Genomic DNA, 20,483 nt, shown 5'->3' on the forward strand with positions numbered 1-20,483 from the left:
AATTTTCAAAAAACCTTGTTAAGAATAGAAAAAGCTTTCTATATTTGCACCCGCCTTTGCAATGCTGCGCAGGGCGACGGTGGGCAAGCCCACTAACTATACAAGGAGGAATGGCAGAGTGGTCGAATGCGGCAGTCTTGAAAACTGTTGAGGGTCACACCTCCGGGGGTTCGAATCCCTCTTCCTCCGCCAAGTGATGTCAAATCACAACAAAAAAGCCTGTAAGTCTATGATTTACAGGTTTTTTTATTCTTGCTTAAATTGTACCGATTATACTATGCAGTGTATTGATAGATAGAAATTCCCCTATAGCCGTTTTAAAAGGATTGTGGATATTTCAATAGCAAGTTGAAATTTGAAATGGATTGTAGTATTAAAAAATTACATCGGTGTTGACAGATTTCATACTTACAACAGCAAAGGTCTTTTCTTTAACAACAACTTTAGACAAAGTCTCTTTAAACAAAATTATAGTTCATTGAAAATTTGATGCATCAGGCGATTTTTGTCATTGAAACTTTCTTCCAATGAAATCATTGTCTCGGTTCGGTCGACTCCCTGAATATCATCTATCTGAAAAATGACTCTTTTTGCATGAGATGTATTCTTTGCTCTTAGTTTGCAATAGAGATTAAACTTCCCAGTGCTAATGTGCACATTAGTGATATTAGGAATTTCAGCTAGTCGTTCAATTATAAAATTAATACGGTTTGTCTTGTTCAAAAGAATACCAACATACGCAACAAAAGAATAATCTAATTTTTCATAGTCAAGTATTAGCGATGACCCTATTATAAGTCCAAACTCTTCCATTCTTTTTACTCTGACATGAACCGTGCCAGCCGACACATGTAGTTTTTTAGCAATATCCGTGAAAGGTGTCCTGGTATTCTCTATTAAGATGTCCAGAATTTGACGGTCTATTTCATCCAACATTTCTTTAGGCATAGGAACATTTTTTTGTTTAAATAACAAGAACAAATTAGACCAATGCCAATGGAAATACAACCTACCCGGGCTATTTTAAAAGGGAATTTCGAAATTTATGTTTTTCGAAACTTTGATAGGGCATAATCGTTTTAATCATAGGGCTTAATTGCCAATAATGTATTAAGGAATCACAAAAAAGTCGTGCCCATTACTAGAGGATTAGTGTTTTTAGTCCAAGAAAATCAATTGGTGCCAACGAAATTTGCTTGCTAGACCCTATTGGACCAAAATTGATTTGCGCAAACGGGCGATTAGGCTTAGTTCAGTGGGTGCCCAATTTTAAAAACCTGACGATTCCTCAGCTTTTTATTCAAAATTTGACTATTCTTATTATTAAGTGTTAATTTTTATTAAATTCTTAGTTTTATGGGATTATATTGAGATTTATTTAAGTAATTTTAATTTTGTTACCAATTAGTAAAGCCCTATAATCATGAGAAAATCCATATTTGTTTTGTCTTTGGTCCTATTATTTAGCCTTTCAAAAAGCACAGCTTCGACCCCTGAAGTAAACAAGCCGAAAACGTCTAAAGCAATAGCAGTTCAGATTTATAATATGTTGGGCGAAAACGCAATTCCAACTGAAATTCGGGGTTCTAAGGCCGAGGTTCGTGTTGCCGTAGACACCGGTAATTATTTACGCATACTTTCCATAGAAACTGAAAATGAGGAACTGGAAAAATTCATTCGTACTAGCATAGATTTTAGAAAATTAACCAAAGGAACATACGAAAAAGGCATTGTTTATCGAATTCCTTTAGAGGTTAGGGAATAACTTAAACTACTCAACTCTTTTTTTATTTGGATTAGCGAATACTCTTGAATTTAATTCAGGAGTATTTTTTTGTCCGCTATGAGCAGTATTCAAAATTAGGGCACGAGCTTTCTTGTACTGCCTATTAGGATAGAAGACCTACTTACTTGGCGGTCATTGCCCTAGGGTTGTATGCTGTTAGTTCAAATACTTCTTCAGGAGTAATACCAACAACTTTGATTCATTTTTTTTTCCTTGGAAATTCTAGTCGTCATCCCAATCTCATATGGATTGATTAATAAAAAATTCCACAATTTATAAATCCCTCTTACTAACCCGATTTATCTATCAAAGTCCGTAAAACTACCCGTCAAATCTTAATTGTCTTCTGAAGTTTGCGAGTGGGCATTTAAACCTTCAAAGCGCTGCCAATCTTTTACCCCACCGGAAATACGACCTACTCTTAGTTTTGTGACTAGTAAAGGAAGAAATGATACTGCGATCATTACCACACCGGCGCCCAATATTTTAATGGGATCTATAAAGAATTCACTGAAGGAAAATACACTAATAATCAAAATTGTGGAGAAGGGCAATGAGCACGCTAAGATATTAACTGCAAAGTCGATATTGAAGGTAGGTTTGTTTTGTTCATCTTTATCCTCCAAGGCATTTACGGCACTCATGTGTGCGAAAGGCCAAAAACTACATGCACTTTGCGGAAAGACTACCAACAGTAAAATCAGTGCGGGGGTCAAAGATGGAAACAGGAAAACGAATATTGACGATAGGCAAAACGTAATACCGGCACGACGCGCTAGCAAAGATAGAATAAGGCTGAATTCTCCTGACTTGATACGGACGGCCATACCAATGAAGAGGAGTACCAAAGGTGTCATCAGTACTTTCAGGTTTAAGATGGTATTTTGAAGAAAGTCGGGTAATGATGCGAGATTCAGGCCGAGTCCTAACAATACCAGACCTAGTATGATGACCATGTTTATGGGTTCGTTCAACAGGGAAAGTGCCAAACTTTTCAATTTACTTGCCGAAGATGCGCGTAAATTTTTTACCGAGCGTTTATGGTACCAGTGCATCGCGAGCATATATAATAGAATCAATCCGAATATTTTATTACCCACGTCGGCCAAAGCTGCTTGCGCCAATGAATCATCACCCAAGTAAACCACTATAAAAGGAAAACAAGAAAGGCCAGGTGCCAAAGAGGGCAACAGCATCATAATCGTTCGTTTCTTAGCGTTTTCTTTCTCTGGTAGGGTCGCACTCAAAATGTATTTCGACGCCGCCAACATGATTAAGTTGAATGAAAGTGCCAAGAGCGGAAAGACCAACAATGAACTTTCTAGCTTAATTTTCAGCAACGCGACAAAAATAACGGCAGGTAAGGCAACACTAAGAATCAATATCTTGACTCCTTTAAGGTTTTCTTTGGCTATTTTCCTTTGCAGGAGTATCCCTAGTCCGATGATAAGTACAAGTTCCAGTGTTTTTTGAAGCGCAAAATTCATTTCGAAAAGTGGTATTAGTGTTTTCAATCCAATAAGCAAAGACGGTTAGCCAAGAAGAGCTGGATGCCAAATGTGTCAAGGCTACCCACCCAGAAATCCAACTCTTGGGCTAACTCAGAAATCAACTCAAACTTAAACTAGCACTTTTTCAAGTGCAGCGGTAAAGAGTTTCATTTCGTTCATGGTGCCCATACTCACACGGCACCAGTTTTTACCCATGATGTCAAAAGCGCGTACGCCGACACCCAAGGCGGTCATTTTTTCCAAGAAGCCTTTTCCTTCCATTTCTATTGGGAAGATGATAAAACTGGTAGAAGATGGTACATATTCAAAGCCCATTCTAGTTAAGTTCTCATAAACATATTCACGACATTCTTTATTCAGGGTTCTCGATTTGTTCTGGAACTCGATATCATCCATACTGGCCATTGCGGCTTGTACCGAAGGGAGGGAAATTCCCATGCCGCCTCTGGTGATTTTCTGTATGATTTCTAAAGTCTCTGGTTGTGCAACTACATAACCTACACGGATACCGGCCATACCCTGAATTTTAGAGAATGTTCTAGCAATCATTACATTTTTACCTTCATTGATCAAAGAGACCATGCTCTTTTTATCTCCATCCTCCAAAAAACCCATATAGGCCTCATCAATGAAAATCGGTACTTTCTCAGAAACTCTCGAGCAGAAATCGAGCAGCTCTGCATGGTCGGTCATGCTTGCCGTAGGGTTGTTGGGATTGCAGATATATACCAATTTGGTCTCCGAATCGATGGCAGCTTCCATTCCGGCCAGGTCATGTGACCAATCTTCTTTGAGCGGAACGGGCTTCCATGTGGCTCCTGTCGCCTCGGCTACTTTGATCAAAGACATGTAGGCAGGATCTGCTGAAACGATGTTTCCTCCTTTTTGGAAAAATACCATGGCCGTTTTTTCCAATAAATCAGATGAGCCAGGTCCCATCATGATATTCTCTTGCTTTACACTTTCTTTTAGCGCAATCTTATCCATTAATTGGAACAGCTCTTTCCAAGCGTAGCGATTGCCTTTGTCCGCATACTTTTTAATCGCTTCCACTGCCATGGGGGAAGGGCCGTAAGGATTTTCATTGGCATTCAATTTTGCCAAAAGTTCTACGGGCCTATCTACCTCGTAAGGAAGGTACTCCTTAAAAAAAGGGGTATAGGGTAGATTTCCCTCTGCATCCAAAACTACTGGACGATTCGAAAAGGCCCCTTGGGCCAAATACGGTGCTGCCATCATTCCGGCAGCGGTGAGAGCGCCTCTTTTGAGCCAGTCTCTTCTGTTTACTGTTGTTTTCATAACGCGTTATTTATTTAAGTTTAAAAGTTCTAATTCATTGCTACCGGTTCTGCGTTTGCGCCGATATTCCCCAAAGCCACGATGGTATCATCTTCGGGGCTCAGAGAGACACTTACATGTGCGTCAAGAGCTACTAATGCATCATAAAATGATGTATCGGCTATGAGAAAAAATTTGTTCGTTGACAATTCGCCAGTGCTTCCATCTACATCGTCTATTGCCATCATGGTCGTTGTTCCTATTCCTGCGGCTCCACCAACTAAAATGGCTGGATGTAAAAGTCCTTCGACCGTGTTGAATAGGGAAATCTGTACCAAGGTCTGATCTAAATCCGTTTTCCAGAAAACTATTCGTCCATTAACGTTAGACCCGGTTGGATCTGTGGAATCAATCGTGTAAGCGGTGTAGGTATCTAAAGTTCCACCTCCATCCGCAACTTCTTGAGCAGATTCCAATCGTTCTAAGTCGCAGGACCCAAGGGTTATCAGAATTACGGTTAATACACTTAACTTTTTTATATATGTCTTTATCATGTCGTTTACTTTTTTAATCGTTAAACCTAAAAACTTAATGTAGCTCTTACTGAATAAAAGGCACCAAGAGAACCCTGTTGCGCATTGCCATAGAGGTAAAAGCCTCTTTCCTCGGAACGATATAAATCGGGATAATTATTAAAGATATTTTGCCCTGTAAGGGTAAAGGCCAAGTTCTCGGAAGCTTGGTACGTTATTCCTAGGTCAGAAGTAACCTGCGCCGAGAAGGTTTGATCTGAAAAACCTTGCGTGCCAGCGCCCGGAAAATTTTCATCGGTTAAGGTTCCTTCTCCGTCATCTATTCTAGAAATCTCTCCAAAATAGTTGCCTCTAAGCATCCCTGACCATTTTCCTAAAGTGTAGGTGACAGAAGCAATCATTTGTGTATTTGGAATACCTTCCTCGTAAGCTCCTATTATGGCTCGATCTATATAAAGATCTTCCAGTTCTTGATCGGTCAGCGCCGTATTCAAATCAGGAACGTTGGCACCTTCAAAGGTTCTATCGGAAATTAATCCCGAGAAATTTAAATTTAACATCCCTTCACCAACCCTATCGTTATAATTTGCTACGAACTCGATACCCTTTGTACTAATGTCCCCTCCGTTGATTCGAAAACTTGCCAAACCAGAATCTATAAGTGGTTCTAAAACTGGGGCGTCCGTTGCGCTAAAATTTCCAGTTTGGAACAAGCGATCTCTAATATCTATTTGGAAAGCGTCAATGCTGAGATCCAACTTGTTAAAGAGCTTTGCAGTGATTCCAAAGCCAAAGTTGGTGGATCTTTCTTCTTGTAGCTGTTGAATTCCAATAGTTTTTGCGACCTGACTACTATTTGGATACAGCGTTCCATCAAAAGGATCTAAATCAACAAAAAAGGTAAAGGTGTGCGAATAGTTCAGTTCTTGTAAAGAAGGAGCCCTAAAACCGTTACTGACGGATCCTCTAAAGGAAAAATTATCCGTAATAGCGTAACGTGTGGCAAACTTTCCAGTGAATACCCCACCAAAATCGGAATACTGTTCCGTACGTACTGCACCACTAACAAACCATTTATCGGTAACATCCAATTCCAAATCCAAATAAAGACCGGTAACGGAACGAAATTCGTCCGCTTCATTTTCGGGGGCGAAACCTCTAAAGCATTGGCAATTTGGACTATATTGTAGTACAGGATAAGAGCTTACTCCACCATATGGTAGTACAAGTGCATTTCCATTATCGTCCACAATTGGACTGCCGTTCAAACCTTCCAATGGAAAACCATCTGGCCCAATAAGTTCTTGATTATCTTCGGTTGCTGTAAAGACACCGGCATCACCAGCTGCATAGCTTTCCTCTTGTCCTCTTTCTATGATATAATTCTCTATCCTTAATTCTCCTCCAACTGCTATGTTAAGTCCTGCTAGAAAATCAGGATAAAAACGTGTAAGGTCAAAGTTGGCCGTGTTTTGTGTAAATTTGTGCGTACCCAAATCCATTACCGTTGGTGATGCGGATTGTAAACTGGCATTAAACGTATTGAATTGGCCGAGTCTTTGGGTATTGGTGCCAAAAGTATTGCTAAAATCAAAATCCCAATCTCCTAATTTTCCTTTGATACCACCTGTAAAAGCTATATTGGTTTGCGTATTAATCATTTGTGGTCTAAAACCATTCGGGTATAGGTCAAAATTGAAACGATCCGTTTGTGCTGCTCTGCGATAAAAACAGCCAAATCCATCTGTATTCTTAAAGCCAAAATCTCCAAAGGAATAAAAACTAGCTTCGGACGTTGCTGAAAGGGGTAATTCCAAATCATAAGAAACCACTCCTAATACACTTGGGGACAAACCAGCAAAGGTTGAGATATCCCTTGCCGTAAGCCCGCGTGCAGCAAGTAAGCCATCGTCTGTCTGAAGTTCGGCGGCAAGGGCCGCGTCACCAGCGGTTTGGGCAGCTAATAACTCGGGGTTGGTTATGATAGGATTACCTTGGGCATCTGTTCGTTCATTGTTTAGATAAGAGTCACCATATGGGGTTGCACCGCTAATATTCGGGCGAATGGCCGCTTCATTTTGACGATACATACCTGCAACATTGAGGTATCCGCCATTTTCGAAAGAGGTGCCGTAATTGATTCCAAGTTGATGGGTTATACCATCAAGCCCATCTGAGTCCTCTAGCAAGGCTTGATCCGACTCGCTTATATTGGAGTCACTAATATCAGGATTGGAATTGGTATAAAAACCCGCGGTGTAGTTTGCAGTGAATTTGTTGGTGCCTTTTCTGGTGACTATATTGATAACACCGGCAATAGCGTCAGAACCATATTGGGCCGAGGCTCCATCACGTAATACTTCTACTCGGTCTATAGCATCTAAGGAAATAAAGTCCATATCGACTGAATTTGCAGACCCACCTGTTGCTGAGCCTATCAATTGTGCCCCACTATGGCGTCGCTTACCATTGACAAGGACCAACAATTGGTTGGGCCCTAAACCTCTTAATGACGGCGGTGTTACCGATGCACTAAGGTCGCCCCCCTGTGATCGTACGGCCGTGAATGAGGGCGCAGAGGCAACAAGTAATTGGCCTACATCCAACTGTGGCATATTAATGGCCTGTTTGCTCACACTGATGACATCTACCGGGGCCGCAGTTTGTAATTTGGTTCTTCCCTGGCCCCTGGAACCTATAACGATCGTTTCTAAGAGCTGCTCTGCAGCGGGCTCTAGGGACACGTCTATAGTAGACCTACCATTTATTGGAACTTCCAATGTGGCATAACCCAAATAAGAGAAGACTAAAATTCCATCTGATGGAGCGTCAATTGTATAATTTCCATCAAAATCCGACACCGCTCCTTTGGTGGTGCCCTTTATCATTAAATTAACACCTGGTAGAATTTCTCCGCCTGTGTCCTTTGTTTTCCCAGTAACCGCAATGTCTTGTGCTTGCATGAAATATATAGGGGAAATGATTGTAATCAATAACAGAAGAACTTTCTTCATAACATAGTGTTTTGGTTAACTAACAATATGACACATGTATACATTTTTGGACGCTACCAAAACCTAGGTTTTGGATGATGGTTCATTACATGTGAAAAGAAAAGTTCCGGAAACTTCACGGTCAAAAACAACTTCAATTTTATTGCTCGTGACTGGTACAATGTTAGGGATTGAATTGGAAAAATAAAAATCCGACCTCTTTGTAAATAGCTGTTTTTAAGACGTTTAAAGATGTATAATTTGACATATCGCCAATTTTATCATCTTTTTATATCAATTCATCAGGTTTGATAATTTTGAAGAAAAAAAACTATCTATATGATTAAAAAAAATGAAAAATCATTTTTATTGATATCTTAAATCAGCCTTTGTTAAAATGAAATATAATTAAAAAAAGACCTAATTAATTGCTTAATTATTTCCAAGTTTAATAAATCATTAAATTAAATTTACCATACTGTGCTTTAGCGATAAGAAAATTACAGATTTCGCAAAAAAGATTCCCAAATGGAATTTAAAATGGCATTGATAAGTTTAAAAAGTAGAAATGAAATATGAAGAATAAGCTGGATAAGGTTGATTTTGAGATTTTAGGGCTTTTATCCGATAATGCGCAGATGCCATATACAGAAGTGGCAAAGAAACTAAGTATTTCACCTGGGACGGTACACGCAAGAACAAAAAAAATGAAAACCCTTGGGGTCATAAAAGGTGCGACCTTAAATCTAGATTACAGTAAGATCGGTTGGAAAATGACGGTTTTTTTAGGGGTCTACTTACGTGAAACAATACTTTATAAACAAGTCATAGACGAGCTTATGAAAGTACCGGAAATCGTGAAAATTCACCATAGCACCGGCAAGTATGACATTTTTGCGAAAATGCACGCCAAAGACAGCATGCATTACCGCCAAGTTTACCAAGAGGCCGTTTTGACAATCGAGGGAATAAAAGGCGTAGAGTCTTTTATGTCTGTCGAGGAGAATATGAGTAGGCATATTGAGTTTAAGTAGTATTTATCAATTTTTTAGTACCATTCTACCCCTTAGTTAACCACAAGGCTGTACATTGGCGATATCAAAATATGAATAGTTCCTCTTCCTTCGTTGAGTGATATCAAGTCATAAAAACTGTGAACCATTGATTTAAATGTTTTTTTTGGAAGAGAGTTCACTTGCGTGTATTTCAATCCCTTTTAAGTAATTCTCGACCATTGTTACTTTTGAACCACTATTCTAAAGTTTTGTCTGTAACATAATACCAATAAATGATACTTACGTATCGGTATACATCTCCATCTACTACAAATGCTATTTAATCGGAAGAAAAAAGAGAGTGAAAGATTAAAAGCTTCATTTGGGAGGATTAAGGAAAACTCATTCGATTTCACCAAAATCCGACACTACTTCAAGAATAAAGACAACTCTGGTTGTTTTCAAGTTCTATCTGATAAAACATGTGCTGATCTGGACTTTGAAGATTTGTTCGCCTATATGGATCGAACAGTTTCAAAAGTCGGCCAGCAATACCTTTATAACAAGCTGAGAGTTATTTCCACTGACCGTACCCGAATCGATTTAAACGAAGAAATCATCAAAGTGATTTCGGAGGATACCGACTTAAGAATTGCGATCCAGAGCCAACTCAAAGAACTCGATAATTACGCTGCTTACGATGTTTCGCCCCTCTTTCAAGAAGCGCATTTAAATCCTCCGAAATGGTTTTTTATCATCAAAATATTATCGGTTAGCGCGCTACTCTTGTCGCTACTGGTCTATTTTTACCCACAATATATTCTTGCTCTTATTGGCGTCTTTGTAGTGAACCTTGGAATTCATTTTTGGAACAAAAAGAACTTATTCAAGTATTTAAGTGCGATTCCTCAGTTATTAAATTTAAATCGAGTGGCCTTCAATCTACATAAGAAGGCACTTTTAAAAAAGATTGATCCCAATCTTGAAAAGCCGATTGAATTACTAAATCAAGTAAGAAATCGAATGCTATTCTTTCAGCTCGAAGGAAAATTGCAAGGAGATCTGGCAGTACTGTTTTGGGCGACTTTCGAATTGATAAAGACCCTTTTTCTTTTAGAGCCACTATTATTGTTCGGGGTTTTAAAAAGGCTGAACACGAAACGCAGGGAAGTAGAGCAGGTATTTTCATTTGTTGGAGAAGTAGATACCTTAATTTCGATCGCCTCTTTACGAAGGGGACTCGACTCGTTCTCTATCCCTAAAATTAGCCAAAATAGTAATCAACTTAACGCTGAGAGCCTCTATCATCCTTTACTACCGAGTTGTGTAACCAATGACATTTCGGTCTCAAATAAATCAATTCTCCTTACCGGTTCAAATATGTCCGGTAAGACTTCCTTTATACGTGCCATCGGGTTGAACGTGATTACAGGCTTGACTATAAATACTTGTTTTGCAAAATCTTTGACCATTCCATTCACTAGGGTATTTTCGGCGATAAGAATAAGCGATGATCTATTGAATGACAAAAGCTATTATTCGGAAGAAGTCTTTAGAATTAAAGAAATGATCTCTGAAGGCGCTAACAGCCAATCGAATTTATTTCTTCTTGATGAAATTTTTAAAGGAACGAATACCGTTGAGCGCATTGCAGCCGGCAAAGCGGTACTTTCCTTATTGTCAAAGAACAACAACTTGGTTTTTGTATCCACACACGATATTGAATTGACCGACCTTCTCTCAGAGGAATATGAGCTTTACCATTTTAGCGAAGTTGTAAACGATAAAAAAGTCGGTTTCGATTATAAACTGAAAAAAGGGAAACTAAAGCACAGGAACGCCATTAAAATATTAGAAGTCAATGAATATCCAGATGAGGTGATCATAGAAGCTAGGGCTATTGCAAAAGAGCTGGACCGTATAGGGAGAAAGAATGCCCCCACTATTTCAGATATCCCATAAAAATTGGGTTTGCTCGAACTCTCTATAGATGAAGTCATTTTGGACCTAAACCTTGTAGGCGCATCATTTCATAGTGAGGCCGTAGCTACCCTTAAGAAGTCGCTGATGTATTTTTGCAGTTGCTTAGGAATCCAAAGACCTTAAGCGATAAGTTAGTAGCTTTTACTGAGAAAGTGGACCTTGACTAAAACATACGTGCCAAAAACAGAATATACACCTACTATTTATACATAAAAACTTACAATTCATACAAAAGCAGTAAAGTTGCATCATTGAGTTTCTTAGCTTCAGGATTTAGACTTTTTCTGATTTTTTCCTGTTCCCCTTATTGATTTTTTTGTCACGCATTGCTTTGTTCCTTCTTCACAAGGACACATACCAATGACATATTGATAATTCGATGGCAATGAATATACTGACCGCAATACGTAAACCACTTGGTTCGAATAAAAGGCTTCTTGGTCTTACGACCATCGCATTGCTGATCATAGCGGTTTTGGCGACAAGTTATTGGTACCGGATCAAACAAAACGAACAAAATTTCAAGGCGTACAAACTGCAGACCCTTGACTCTTATTTCGATATCATTTCAAAACGGTTTACCAACGATATCCAAACCTACAACTCGAAAAAAGGTGAAAACTTGGCAAATCCTGGAGATGGGCAAATAGATGCTCGGGTATCTCTGAAGGATACTATTCATGAAAAAGAAAGCGAGGTCGGTAAAGCACAAACGGAAATTTGGAAAATCCTTACCAGTGTAAATACCACATTGCCGAACGACAATGAATTCGATGCCTACATCATAAGGTTTACGAGCAATGGTGGCACAGCTGACAAACCAGCAAAATACCTCAGTTCTTTGCCAGGGTCATTTCATAAGGAAATCGATGATCTTCTAAAAGACAATCAGCTCAATATCGGTGTATCGAGCGCAATACCAAAAGAAGATTCGAGATACCAACTTTTTGGCCGTGAATATCAATTTAGAGGCAGTATCGACTCAAAAGGCCTTGAAATCGATATTGCTCTTATTGGCTTGATAGGGGCGGATAAGTATAAGACCAGTACCCGAAAACTTAATTCTTGGATAATTACTCTTCTGGTGACTTTCTTGTTACTCTGTCTTTTCGGACTCCCTTTTTTTAAAATGGTATTCATTGCGGAAGACGAGCGCTTGAGTAGTAAGGATGTCATCATGGCGGGAACATCCATTTTGGTCGGAGCTCCCATTATGGTCGCTATATTTCTATCACTACTCGATTATTTCGATAACCGAGAGCATACCATTCCCAATCAGTTAAGGCACTTTGCGGAAGAACTGGTAACCGATTTCACGACAGAGAATGAGAAGGCCGTTCAACGCCTATATCGACTTGACATCGCTGGTTACGAGCCAAAAGAATGCCATACCGATTATTGTATGTGTAAGGACAAGTTCAAACCTCTGGAAGGTGCCGCCTCTGATTCGCTCCAGTACATTTTTAAGTTTGTTTCTAAAATGTATGAAAGTGGACTTGTATGCTATACCTTAAACGGTATCCGGCGCCCAAAGGATTCTCTTTCAAGAATCAATTTAAAAGAACGAATTTATTACGAGGACTTCAGAAAAGACCACAACGTCTGGAAAACCAACGATGGTATACCCTATGTAATGCGGCCCGTGGTTTCCATAGAGGACCAAAAGGAAGAGGCCGTTTATATTTTGCGCGACCACAAGGATCAAAGATATTTCAAGGTGGCCAGCGCACAACTCAGTTCCGTTCACAATCCAATTATGCCATTTGGCTACCAGTACGCGGTTATCGATAATACGGGTGAAGTCTGGTTTCATTCACGGATCGGACGTTCCACTTTAGAGAACTTTTTTGCTGTAAGCCGGAAATTCGGTGATGTAAGGGCTGCGATTAATGGTAGAGTGGCAGCACAAGGGGTCGTGAAGTATCGCGATGAAAGTCAAATATTCTATGTAGCCCCTATTGAGGGCACTAACCTGAGCGTAATCACCTTCTATGATTTAAGCCTATTACGGATTCGGGTTTCCGAGGTATTGTCCATTACTGGAATGGCCATATTCTTTGTGCTATTGCTCATAGGTCTGGTCGCCCTTTTTTCGGTACTCAAGAAGAACACGGGATCAGGTCTCTATAAGTTCAAGGTATTTCCGTTTGAGTTCCTGACTCCAAAAGAGGACAGCGAAAAGAGTTATATTCTGCTTTCCACACTGTTTTTGGCAGTGCTTACGATTGCCGTTCCACTTAGTATGTTTGTAAGTTTTCTACCCTCTTCCTCCATTATCCTTAGTTTTTTATTCATTTCATGGTCTTACCTGCTAGTGTACTACTCGCTCAAGCCAAGAACAAAAGCGAGTAAATTGGGTTTGAGGATGAGTGACGCCTTGGTGTTGTTGGCTATTTTCTTGCTCGATGTATTATTGATACGTCTCGGAAGTGGTTTATTTTGGATACTTCTAGTGGTTATTCCGGTACAAGTGGTATGCACCATCTATCTTTTCCGATTACAAAAAATCAAAGAGCACAATGCCACCGATGCTTGGGTGGGGTTTGTCAAAAAAAGAATGAATTTACCCTTTCCAAAGAACTACATTCTATTTTTATTTTGTTGGCTATTATTGGCTTCTGTATTTCCCACCACCTTGTTCTTTAAAAAGGCCAGGGAAATCAACGATTTGATTTGGACAAAGGCTGACCAATTTCATATGTCATCAGAGTTTGTTCAAAAAGAAAATCGCCTAAGGGAAAAGCTTCCCGCACCGGAATACCATGAACGTGAATTCCAAAGTGTTTATGAGTATCACCTGAACGAAGGACAATATTTGGGTACTGTATCCCGTGTTCCCATGGATCCTTTAGATGAAGAGGAAAATTATGAGTCTGACAGCTTTCGAAGACTTCTTTGGAGCACGCGACCGATTTATGATGAAAAGCTCAGGGATTTCCAAGCCATGATCTATCGAAAATCCCTTGATGAAACATGGAGGAGCAAAGAAATGGAAGATAGCACCATGTTTCAAATGGATTATGGCACTCGCCCCACAAAACTACTCACAACACAGTCACCTAACAGCCCTAAAGAGAAGGGCATTGCAGGGGTGCCTTGGTTAATGCTGGTGCTGAAAGGAATCGGACTACTTGGTATTTTGGCCTTGCTTTTCGCCTTGATTTCCTTTTTCATCGATCGCTTTATCGGATTTCGTTTTATGAATTTAAAACCCAATGATTTTGATATCAAGGGCAATAAGGAATACATCCCCAAATTTGCTAAGGTATTGGCGACAAGAGATGCCAATTCCGGATTGCTGCTTACCGGTCTTCCGTTCTCGGGGAAAACCACCTTTGCGAAAGAAGTGTTGCGTGCTGCTGGTTGTGACGAGCCGCTTATTCTGTCGATGATGCGGTTAGACGATTTACGGGAAGATACTGATATCTCAGCAATTGTAGAAAAGCTACGCAAGTATCCGGTCACCAATACCGAGCCAGTTAGAAAGAAGAGCTCTCAGGTCGAAAGCCAGAAGGAAGAAAACCCCATACCATCCCTTGAACAGCAACTACACGACGAATGCGCTTTCATTATTGAGAATCTAGAGCACCACCTGATGTCATATGAAGCCAACCGAATCAAGTTACGCTTGATTTCATTTTTGATTTCTTTAGGTAAACCAGTGGTGCTGTGTTCCGAGGTATACCCCAGTCAGATTTTGGGTTTTTACCAAAATTCACAATCTGAATCGGAAGAATTGAATATCAAACTAGTGAGTGATTTCAATGCTTGGCGAAACATTCTAAGTGCATTCCCTCAAGTGCTCATAGGCATTACCGATGGAAAGGAAAAAGTGAAAATAATGATCACTGACGAACCGGACGAAGCCATAAAACAATGTGTTGCCGATGAATTGGGGTTTGGCAAATTCCTTCCCACCCTTGCTCCGGTAATCTATGCCAAAAACTTAATAACCTTGGGTAAGACTGAGGATGATAGCTTTCAAATAGATGAACAGCGCATGGTGATGCATACGCAAAACTTAAGTCACGGGTATTATACCGACATTTGGAATTCGCTACCTACCCGTGAGCGCTACATGCTCTACGATCTGGCCAAAGATGGATTCCTGAATATAAAAAACGGGAATTCACTGTTCTCGTTAATGAAAAAAGGGCTTATCATATGGAACGACCGACCGGCCATCTTTAATCGCAGTTTTAAAAACTTTATTTCTTCCTCGGTCTCCATGAATGAAGCTTTGCGATTGGAATATAAGAACCGAGGTGAAGGTTCTTGGGGAACTATGCGCGTTATTTTTTACTTGATCATCTTAACCATACTCGTTTTTATTTTTCTTGGGGAACCCGGATTCCTGAAGGATTTTGAAGCACTTGTCGGGGCGTTGGGGGGCATCGGAGTGGTTATTCCGATATTGAGTGCACTACTGGCCCGTGGCGGACAAAAAGGGTAGTGCCGCAATTAACTAGGAACCAACAGGTACATGACCGCATCAACTCGGGTTCGTTCAGTGGCACCTTCGATTTTGTTTGCAATAACCCCCCTTCCGGATCGACTACCAATTTCTCTTGAAGGTAAGTACATCCTAGATGCAATTGGTGTTATATTTGTGCAATGGAAGAATGGTACCACTATCCATTATTGATCGTTGTTGGTTTTGCCGTCGGCTTCATCAACACCGTGGCGGGGGGTGGATCCCTACTATCGCTTCCGGTATTGATTTTTCTGGGTCTTCCGCCCAGTGTGGCCAACGGAACCAATAGGGTGGCCATCATCATACAGACCGCCATTGCCACGGCCGGTTTTAAAAGTAAGGGCGTCTCTACGGCCCCTTTTAATATTTATCTGGGTATATCCGCACTATTAGGGGCGATTATAGGGGCCCAAATCGCTGTGGACATCAAGGGGGAAACCTTCAATCGAATTCTTGCGATCATCATGATCATCGTGGTATTGATCATCCTATTCAAGCCTAAGATCAAACTGATGGAGCTACAAGAGCGTCTAACGGGGAAATACCTCTGGATAGGTGTCATCGCTTTTTTCTTCTTTGGTATCTATGGCGGTTTCATCAATGCCGGATTGGGCTTTATAATTATCTTATTTTTGCACTATGTGCACCATATGACCTTGGTACGGGCGAACGCGACCAAAGTGGCCGTCGTATTTATTTACACGCTCTCTGCCCTGGCCATATTCATTTGGAACGATAAGGTCATTTGGAAAGTAGGTTTGATAATGGCTATCGGAAATGCAACAGGAGGTTGGTTGGCCAGTCGGGTTTCTGTCGATAAAGGAGATGGTTTTATCAAGACCTTCTTGGTCATCATGGTGGCGGCCATGTCCATTAAACTTTGGTTTTTTTAAACATATTAAATTGATTCCTGAGTATTGAGGAATAACGCTATGGAAAACATGAACAGTATTGAGAATTTGGAGTGGCGCTACGCAGTTAAAAAGTTTGACGCGAAGCGAATGCTACCTTCAGAGAAGGTAGAGAAATTAAAGCAAGCCTTTAACCTCACGGCAACTTCCTATGGCCTACAGCCGATAAAGATGGTCGTTGTGCACAACAAAGAATTGCAAGAACAGCTCGTGCCCCTATCCATGCAGCAGCAGCAAGTAGCCCAGGCATCGCACATATTGGTACTCTGTATCGAAAAAACTATCGATGAAACCTACATCGCCAGTTATTTTGAAAAGGTAAAAAATGTTCGTGGTACCAGTGATGATATCTTGAGTCCGTTCAAAAATAGTCTGGTCGAAAGCTTTTCAAAAAAAGATGCGCTTGAAGTTCAAGAATGGTCCAAAAACCAAGCCTATTTGGCCATGGGAAATCTATTGACCGTATGTGCCATGGAAAAAATAGATTCTTGCCCCATGGAAGGTTTTTCGCCAGAAGGATATGATCGCCTTTTAAATTTGGAAGAAAAAGGATTGACGGCCGTTCTGGTCATGCCAGTAGGCTATCGGTCGGAAGATGATATTTTTTCGACCTTTAAGAAGGTCCGTAGAAATATGGATGACAGTATTATCGAAATATCCTAGGGGTAGGATTATCAATAAAAAATAATCAGTGAAGAATGATCAATTGGTGGTGAACCATCTGCATGTATCAATATTTAGTTGTGAATTAATTAATATCAAGTAGCAAAATACTAATATGCCAGGATTTGAACTTTTTGGAGAGGCCGAACGTGAACAAGTAAATCATGTATTGGAGTCAGGTGTACTCATGCGCTATGGGTTTGATGGCATGCGCAATGGGCATTGGAAGGCCAAAGCATTGGAAGAGGCATTGGCAAAAAGACTGCAAGTAGGGCATGCACAGTTGGTAAGTAGCGGTACTTCAGCACTAACTGTAGCCCTAGCGAGCGCGGGTATCGGAGCAGGTGATGAGGTAATCATGCCCACATTTACTTTTGTCGCCAGTTTTGAATCTATTTTGGCGTTGGGCGCTGTACCTGTTTTAGTCGATGTTGATGATACCCTGACACTTGACCCCCATGCGGTAAAAGAAGCAATTACGGAAAGGACCAAGGTAATCATGCCCGTTCATATGTGCGGATCCATGGCCGATTTGAGGGCTTTGAAGCATATTTGTGAAGAACATCAATTGTTGCTATTGGAAGACGCCTGTCAAGCCATTGGAGGAACCTTTGAGGGGAAACCCTTAGGAACTTATGGTGATCTAGGATGCTTTTCCTTTGATTATGTAAAGACAATTACCTGCGGGGAAGGTGGGGCAGTAGTTACAGATCATGAGCAGTACAAACGGCATGCGGATCACTATTCCGATCATGGCCATGACCATGTAGGAAACGATAGGGGAGCTGAAACACATCCTTTTCTAGGGTATAATTATCGTATTTCAGAGCTCAATGCCGCTGTCGGCTTGGCGCAATTGGAGCGACTTGATGATTTTTTAGCGATTCAGAAAAAGAACTATTCAACACTCAGAAGCGCATTAGAAGGGGTCAAAGGAGTTTCTTTTCGGCGCGTGCCCGAAGGGGGAGAGGAGAGCTATGCCTTCTTGAATTTCTTTATGCCAGACGCCGATACGGCAAGAAAAACACAAGAGGCCCTGACTTCGAAAGGTATTGATGGTTGTTTCTATTGGTACGATAACAATTGGCATTATTATAGAAAATGGCATCATCTCACCCAATTGAAATCTTTGGGGAGATTACCTCAAGCAGTCTATGATCAACTTCCTGATTACGGGAAAGCCGATTTTTCAAAATCCGATCATTGGGTGGGGCGTACGATTTCATGTTTGATTAAATTAGGGTGGACCGATGAAGAGGTGAACTCACGAGCACTTCGAATGAGGGAAATAATAGGGGCGGTCAGCTAACGTCTTGATTCCATTTGCTAAATCTTAATAAAGATTTAGCTATATTTAAAACAACATTTTTTATAAAGAACTTATGATAAAATTAAAGCCTTCCTTGTTCCATGTTTTTCTTATTTGCTTCGGTGTTCAGCTGCAAGCACAAACGTATTCAAGTACACCGCCTGAGGAGTCTCCAATGCCTATGAAGCCGGAGATGACCGAGATATGGGAGCCCGAGGTACCCGTGGTCACCCCAGCCAAGACGTTGGGCGACGCCCCCTCCGATGCGATTATCTTATTCAATGGAGAGAATCTCGATCAATGGGTAAGTTCAACGGATGTAACCAAAGGAGCTCCATGGAAAATCGTCAATAACGATCATATGGAAGTTGTACCAGGTTCAGGTGGAATACAGACCCAAATGAAATTCGGGGATTGTCAATTACATATTGAGTTCAGTGCTCCTGATAAAGTAGAAAGTGAAAGTCAAGGTAGGGGGAACAGTGGCGTATTTTTGCAGAACAGATACGAACTGCAGATTTTGGATTCCTATAATAACCGTACCTACCGGAATGGTCAAGCGGCCAGTATTTACAAAGACCACGCACCTTTGGTCAACGCCATGCGTAGTCCGTTGGAGTGGAATAGTTATGACATCATTTATAAGGCGCCACGATTCAAGGAAGATGGTAGTTTAGATGCCAAAGCGACAATAACGGTACTTCACAATGGGGTATTAGTACAAAATCATTCCATGATCAACGGAAACACCTACTATATTGGTCTTCATGATTACCCAGAAGCCCATGGTGAAGATGTGATTTCCCTTCAGGATCACGGTAACAAGACACAATTCAGAAATATTTGGATACGCAGACTTTAACCAGGTTAAAGGGGACTTGAATTCATGCAGTGTGGCTTAATAACCCACGTATTCCACAATTTCAAGACCGTAGCCGACGATGCCGACTCGTTTCGTATGCGCTCCATTTGAGAGCAATCTCATTTTTGTGATACTGAGGTCATGAAGAATTTGAGCACCGATACCGAAGTCACGGGCATCCATTTCAATTTTAGGTGCCTTCAGAATACCCTTTTCTTGAAGTTCCTTTAATTCGCTCAATCGGGCGAGGAGGTTAAGTGATTCGGAGTCTTGGTTAATGAATACGATCGCCCCTTTTCCTTCCTTATTGATGGCTTTGAACATATCGTCCAACTTCTTATCCGGATTATTGGTCAGGGTGCCTAAAATATCATTATTGACCAGGGTAGAGTTGATTCTGGTCAGTACCTTCTCATCTTTATTCCAAGTTCCTTTGGTAAGAGCGATATGAACATGGTTGTTGGTCGTTTGCATGTAGGCGCGTAACCGAAACTTGCCGAAACGGGTCGTAATATCAAAATCTTCCTTTTTCTCGATGAGGCTATCGTGTTCCATTCGATACGCAACCAATGATTCGATCGAGACGATTTTAAGGTCGAATTTTTTGGCGACCTCACATAGTTGCGGCAAACGGGCCATACTTCCGTCCTCGTTCATAATCTCTACGATGATGCCGGCAGGTTGCAATCCTGCCAAACGTGCAAAATCGATTGCCGCTTCTGTATGACCAGTTCTACGGAGCACCCCACCTTCTTTGGCAACAAGAGGAAAAATATGCCCAGGACGTGCGAGATCGTGCGGTTTAACATTCGTATCAGTAAGCGCGCAAACCGTTTTAGCACGATCAGAAGCACTAATGCCTGTAGTGACCCCATGGCCCCTTAAATCGACCGAAACGGTAAAGGCGGTTTCCAAAGGGTCCGTATTGTTGTTGACCATCATGTGCAGACCGAGTTGCTCACATCGTTTTTCCGTTAACGGGGCACAAATCAGGCCCCGGCCATGGGTCGCCATAAAATTGACGGTTTCAGGGGTCGCCAGTTCCGCAGCAGCGACGAAATCACCTTCATTCTCACGGTTCTCGTCATCTACTACGATAATGACCTTGCCCTTACGAATATCGGCAATGGCCTCTTCGATGGTATGCAATTGTATTTCCTTACTAATGGTATCTATAGCCATTTT

The 20,483-nt window shown here is 41.0% G+C and carries 14 protein-coding genes and 1 tRNA gene; 9 read left to right on the forward strand and 6 right to left on the reverse strand.

Annotated features, from left to right (window positions below):
* The first annotated feature begins 104 nt into the window (after positions 1–104).
* Positions 105–192: transfer RNA gene (locus tag ACKWCA_RS11320), tRNA-Ser, on the forward strand.
* Positions 193–468: 276 nt separating this feature from the next.
* On the opposite strand, the gene ACKWCA_RS11325 is transcribed toward ACKWCA_RS11320, so the two are convergent.
* Entirely contained in the window at positions 469–948 is a 480-nt protein-coding gene (locus tag ACKWCA_RS11325) for an Lrp/AsnC family transcriptional regulator (protein WP_413978312.1), read from the reverse strand.
* A 475-nt stretch (positions 949–1,423) separates the two neighbouring features.
* Between ACKWCA_RS11325 and ACKWCA_RS11330 the strand changes: the two genes are divergently transcribed.
* Positions 1,424–1,765, forward strand: coding sequence for a hypothetical protein (locus ACKWCA_RS11330; RefSeq protein WP_413978313.1), 342 nt, complete (start codon positions 1,424–1,426; stop codon positions 1,763–1,765).
* A 356-nt stretch (positions 1,766–2,121) separates the two neighbouring features.
* Here ACKWCA_RS11330 and ACKWCA_RS11335 read toward each other — a convergent pair whose 3' ends face one another.
* From ACKWCA_RS11335 to ACKWCA_RS11350, 4 genes are all read right to left on the reverse strand, one after another.
* On the reverse strand, positions 2,122–3,273 hold the full coding sequence (locus ACKWCA_RS11335) for an AEC family transporter (RefSeq protein WP_413978314.1): 1,152 nt from the start codon (positions 3,271–3,273) through the stop codon (positions 2,122–2,124).
* A gap of 132 nt (positions 3,274–3,405) precedes the next feature.
* Positions 3,406–4,596, reverse strand: a complete 1,191-nt coding sequence (locus tag ACKWCA_RS11340) for a pyridoxal phosphate-dependent aminotransferase (RefSeq protein WP_413978315.1) — start codon at positions 4,594–4,596, stop codon at positions 3,406–3,408.
* 29 nt (positions 4,597–4,625) lie between these two features.
* Positions 4,626–5,129: a hypothetical protein gene (locus ACKWCA_RS11345; protein WP_413978316.1), complete on the reverse strand. Its 504-nt coding sequence runs from the start codon at positions 5,127–5,129 to the stop codon at positions 4,626–4,628.
* A 26-nt stretch (positions 5,130–5,155) separates the two neighbouring features.
* On the reverse strand, positions 5,156–8,122 hold the full coding sequence (locus tag ACKWCA_RS11350; protein WP_413978317.1) for a TonB-dependent receptor: 2,967 nt from the start codon (positions 8,120–8,122) through the stop codon (positions 5,156–5,158).
* A gap of 554 nt (positions 8,123–8,676) precedes the next feature.
* Here ACKWCA_RS11350 and ACKWCA_RS11355 point away from each other — a divergent pair.
* From ACKWCA_RS11355 to ACKWCA_RS11385, 7 genes are all read left to right on the forward strand, one after another.
* Complete coding sequence (locus ACKWCA_RS11355; RefSeq protein ID WP_413978318.1) at positions 8,677–9,135, forward strand: Lrp/AsnC family transcriptional regulator; 459 nt, start codon at positions 8,677–8,679, stop codon at positions 9,133–9,135.
* 480 nt (positions 9,136–9,615) lie between these two features.
* Positions 9,616–11,058: a MutS-related protein gene (locus ACKWCA_RS11360; RefSeq protein WP_413978319.1), complete on the forward strand. Its 1,443-nt coding sequence runs from the start codon at positions 9,616–9,618 to the stop codon at positions 11,056–11,058.
* A gap of 400 nt (positions 11,059–11,458) precedes the next feature.
* Complete coding sequence (locus tag ACKWCA_RS11365; protein WP_413978320.1) at positions 11,459–15,532, forward strand: hypothetical protein; 4,074 nt, start codon at positions 11,459–11,461, stop codon at positions 15,530–15,532.
* A 161-nt stretch (positions 15,533–15,693) separates the two neighbouring features.
* Positions 15,694–16,446: a sulfite exporter TauE/SafE family protein gene (locus ACKWCA_RS11370; RefSeq protein WP_413978321.1), complete on the forward strand. Its 753-nt coding sequence runs from the start codon at positions 15,694–15,696 to the stop codon at positions 16,444–16,446.
* 48 nt (positions 16,447–16,494) lie between these two features.
* Complete coding sequence (locus ACKWCA_RS11375) at positions 16,495–17,127, forward strand: NAD(P)H-dependent oxidoreductase (RefSeq protein ID WP_413978901.1); 633 nt, start codon at positions 16,495–16,497, stop codon at positions 17,125–17,127.
* 115 nt (positions 17,128–17,242) lie between these two features.
* Positions 17,243–18,436 carry a DegT/DnrJ/EryC1/StrS family aminotransferase gene (locus ACKWCA_RS11380; RefSeq protein ID WP_413978322.1) on the forward strand — a complete coding sequence of 398 codons (1,194 nt, stop codon included), beginning with the start codon at positions 17,243–17,245 and terminating at the stop codon, positions 18,434–18,436.
* A gap of 73 nt (positions 18,437–18,509) precedes the next feature.
* Complete coding sequence (locus tag ACKWCA_RS11385) at positions 18,510–19,298, forward strand: 3-keto-disaccharide hydrolase (RefSeq protein ID WP_413978323.1); 789 nt, start codon at positions 18,510–18,512, stop codon at positions 19,296–19,298.
* A 36-nt stretch (positions 19,299–19,334) separates the two neighbouring features.
* Here ACKWCA_RS11385 and ribB read toward each other — a convergent pair whose 3' ends face one another.
* A complete protein-coding gene (ribB, locus tag ACKWCA_RS11390; RefSeq protein ID WP_413978324.1) occupies positions 19,335–20,480 on the reverse strand; it encodes a 3,4-dihydroxy-2-butanone-4-phosphate synthase in 1,146 nt (381 codons plus the stop codon).
* Between the last annotated feature and the right edge of the window lie 3 nt (positions 20,481–20,483).

The sequence above is a fragment of the Maribacter corallii genome, assembly GCF_047345415.1.
Taxonomy (GTDB): Bacteria; Bacteroidota; Bacteroidia; order Flavobacteriales; family Flavobacteriaceae; genus Maribacter_C.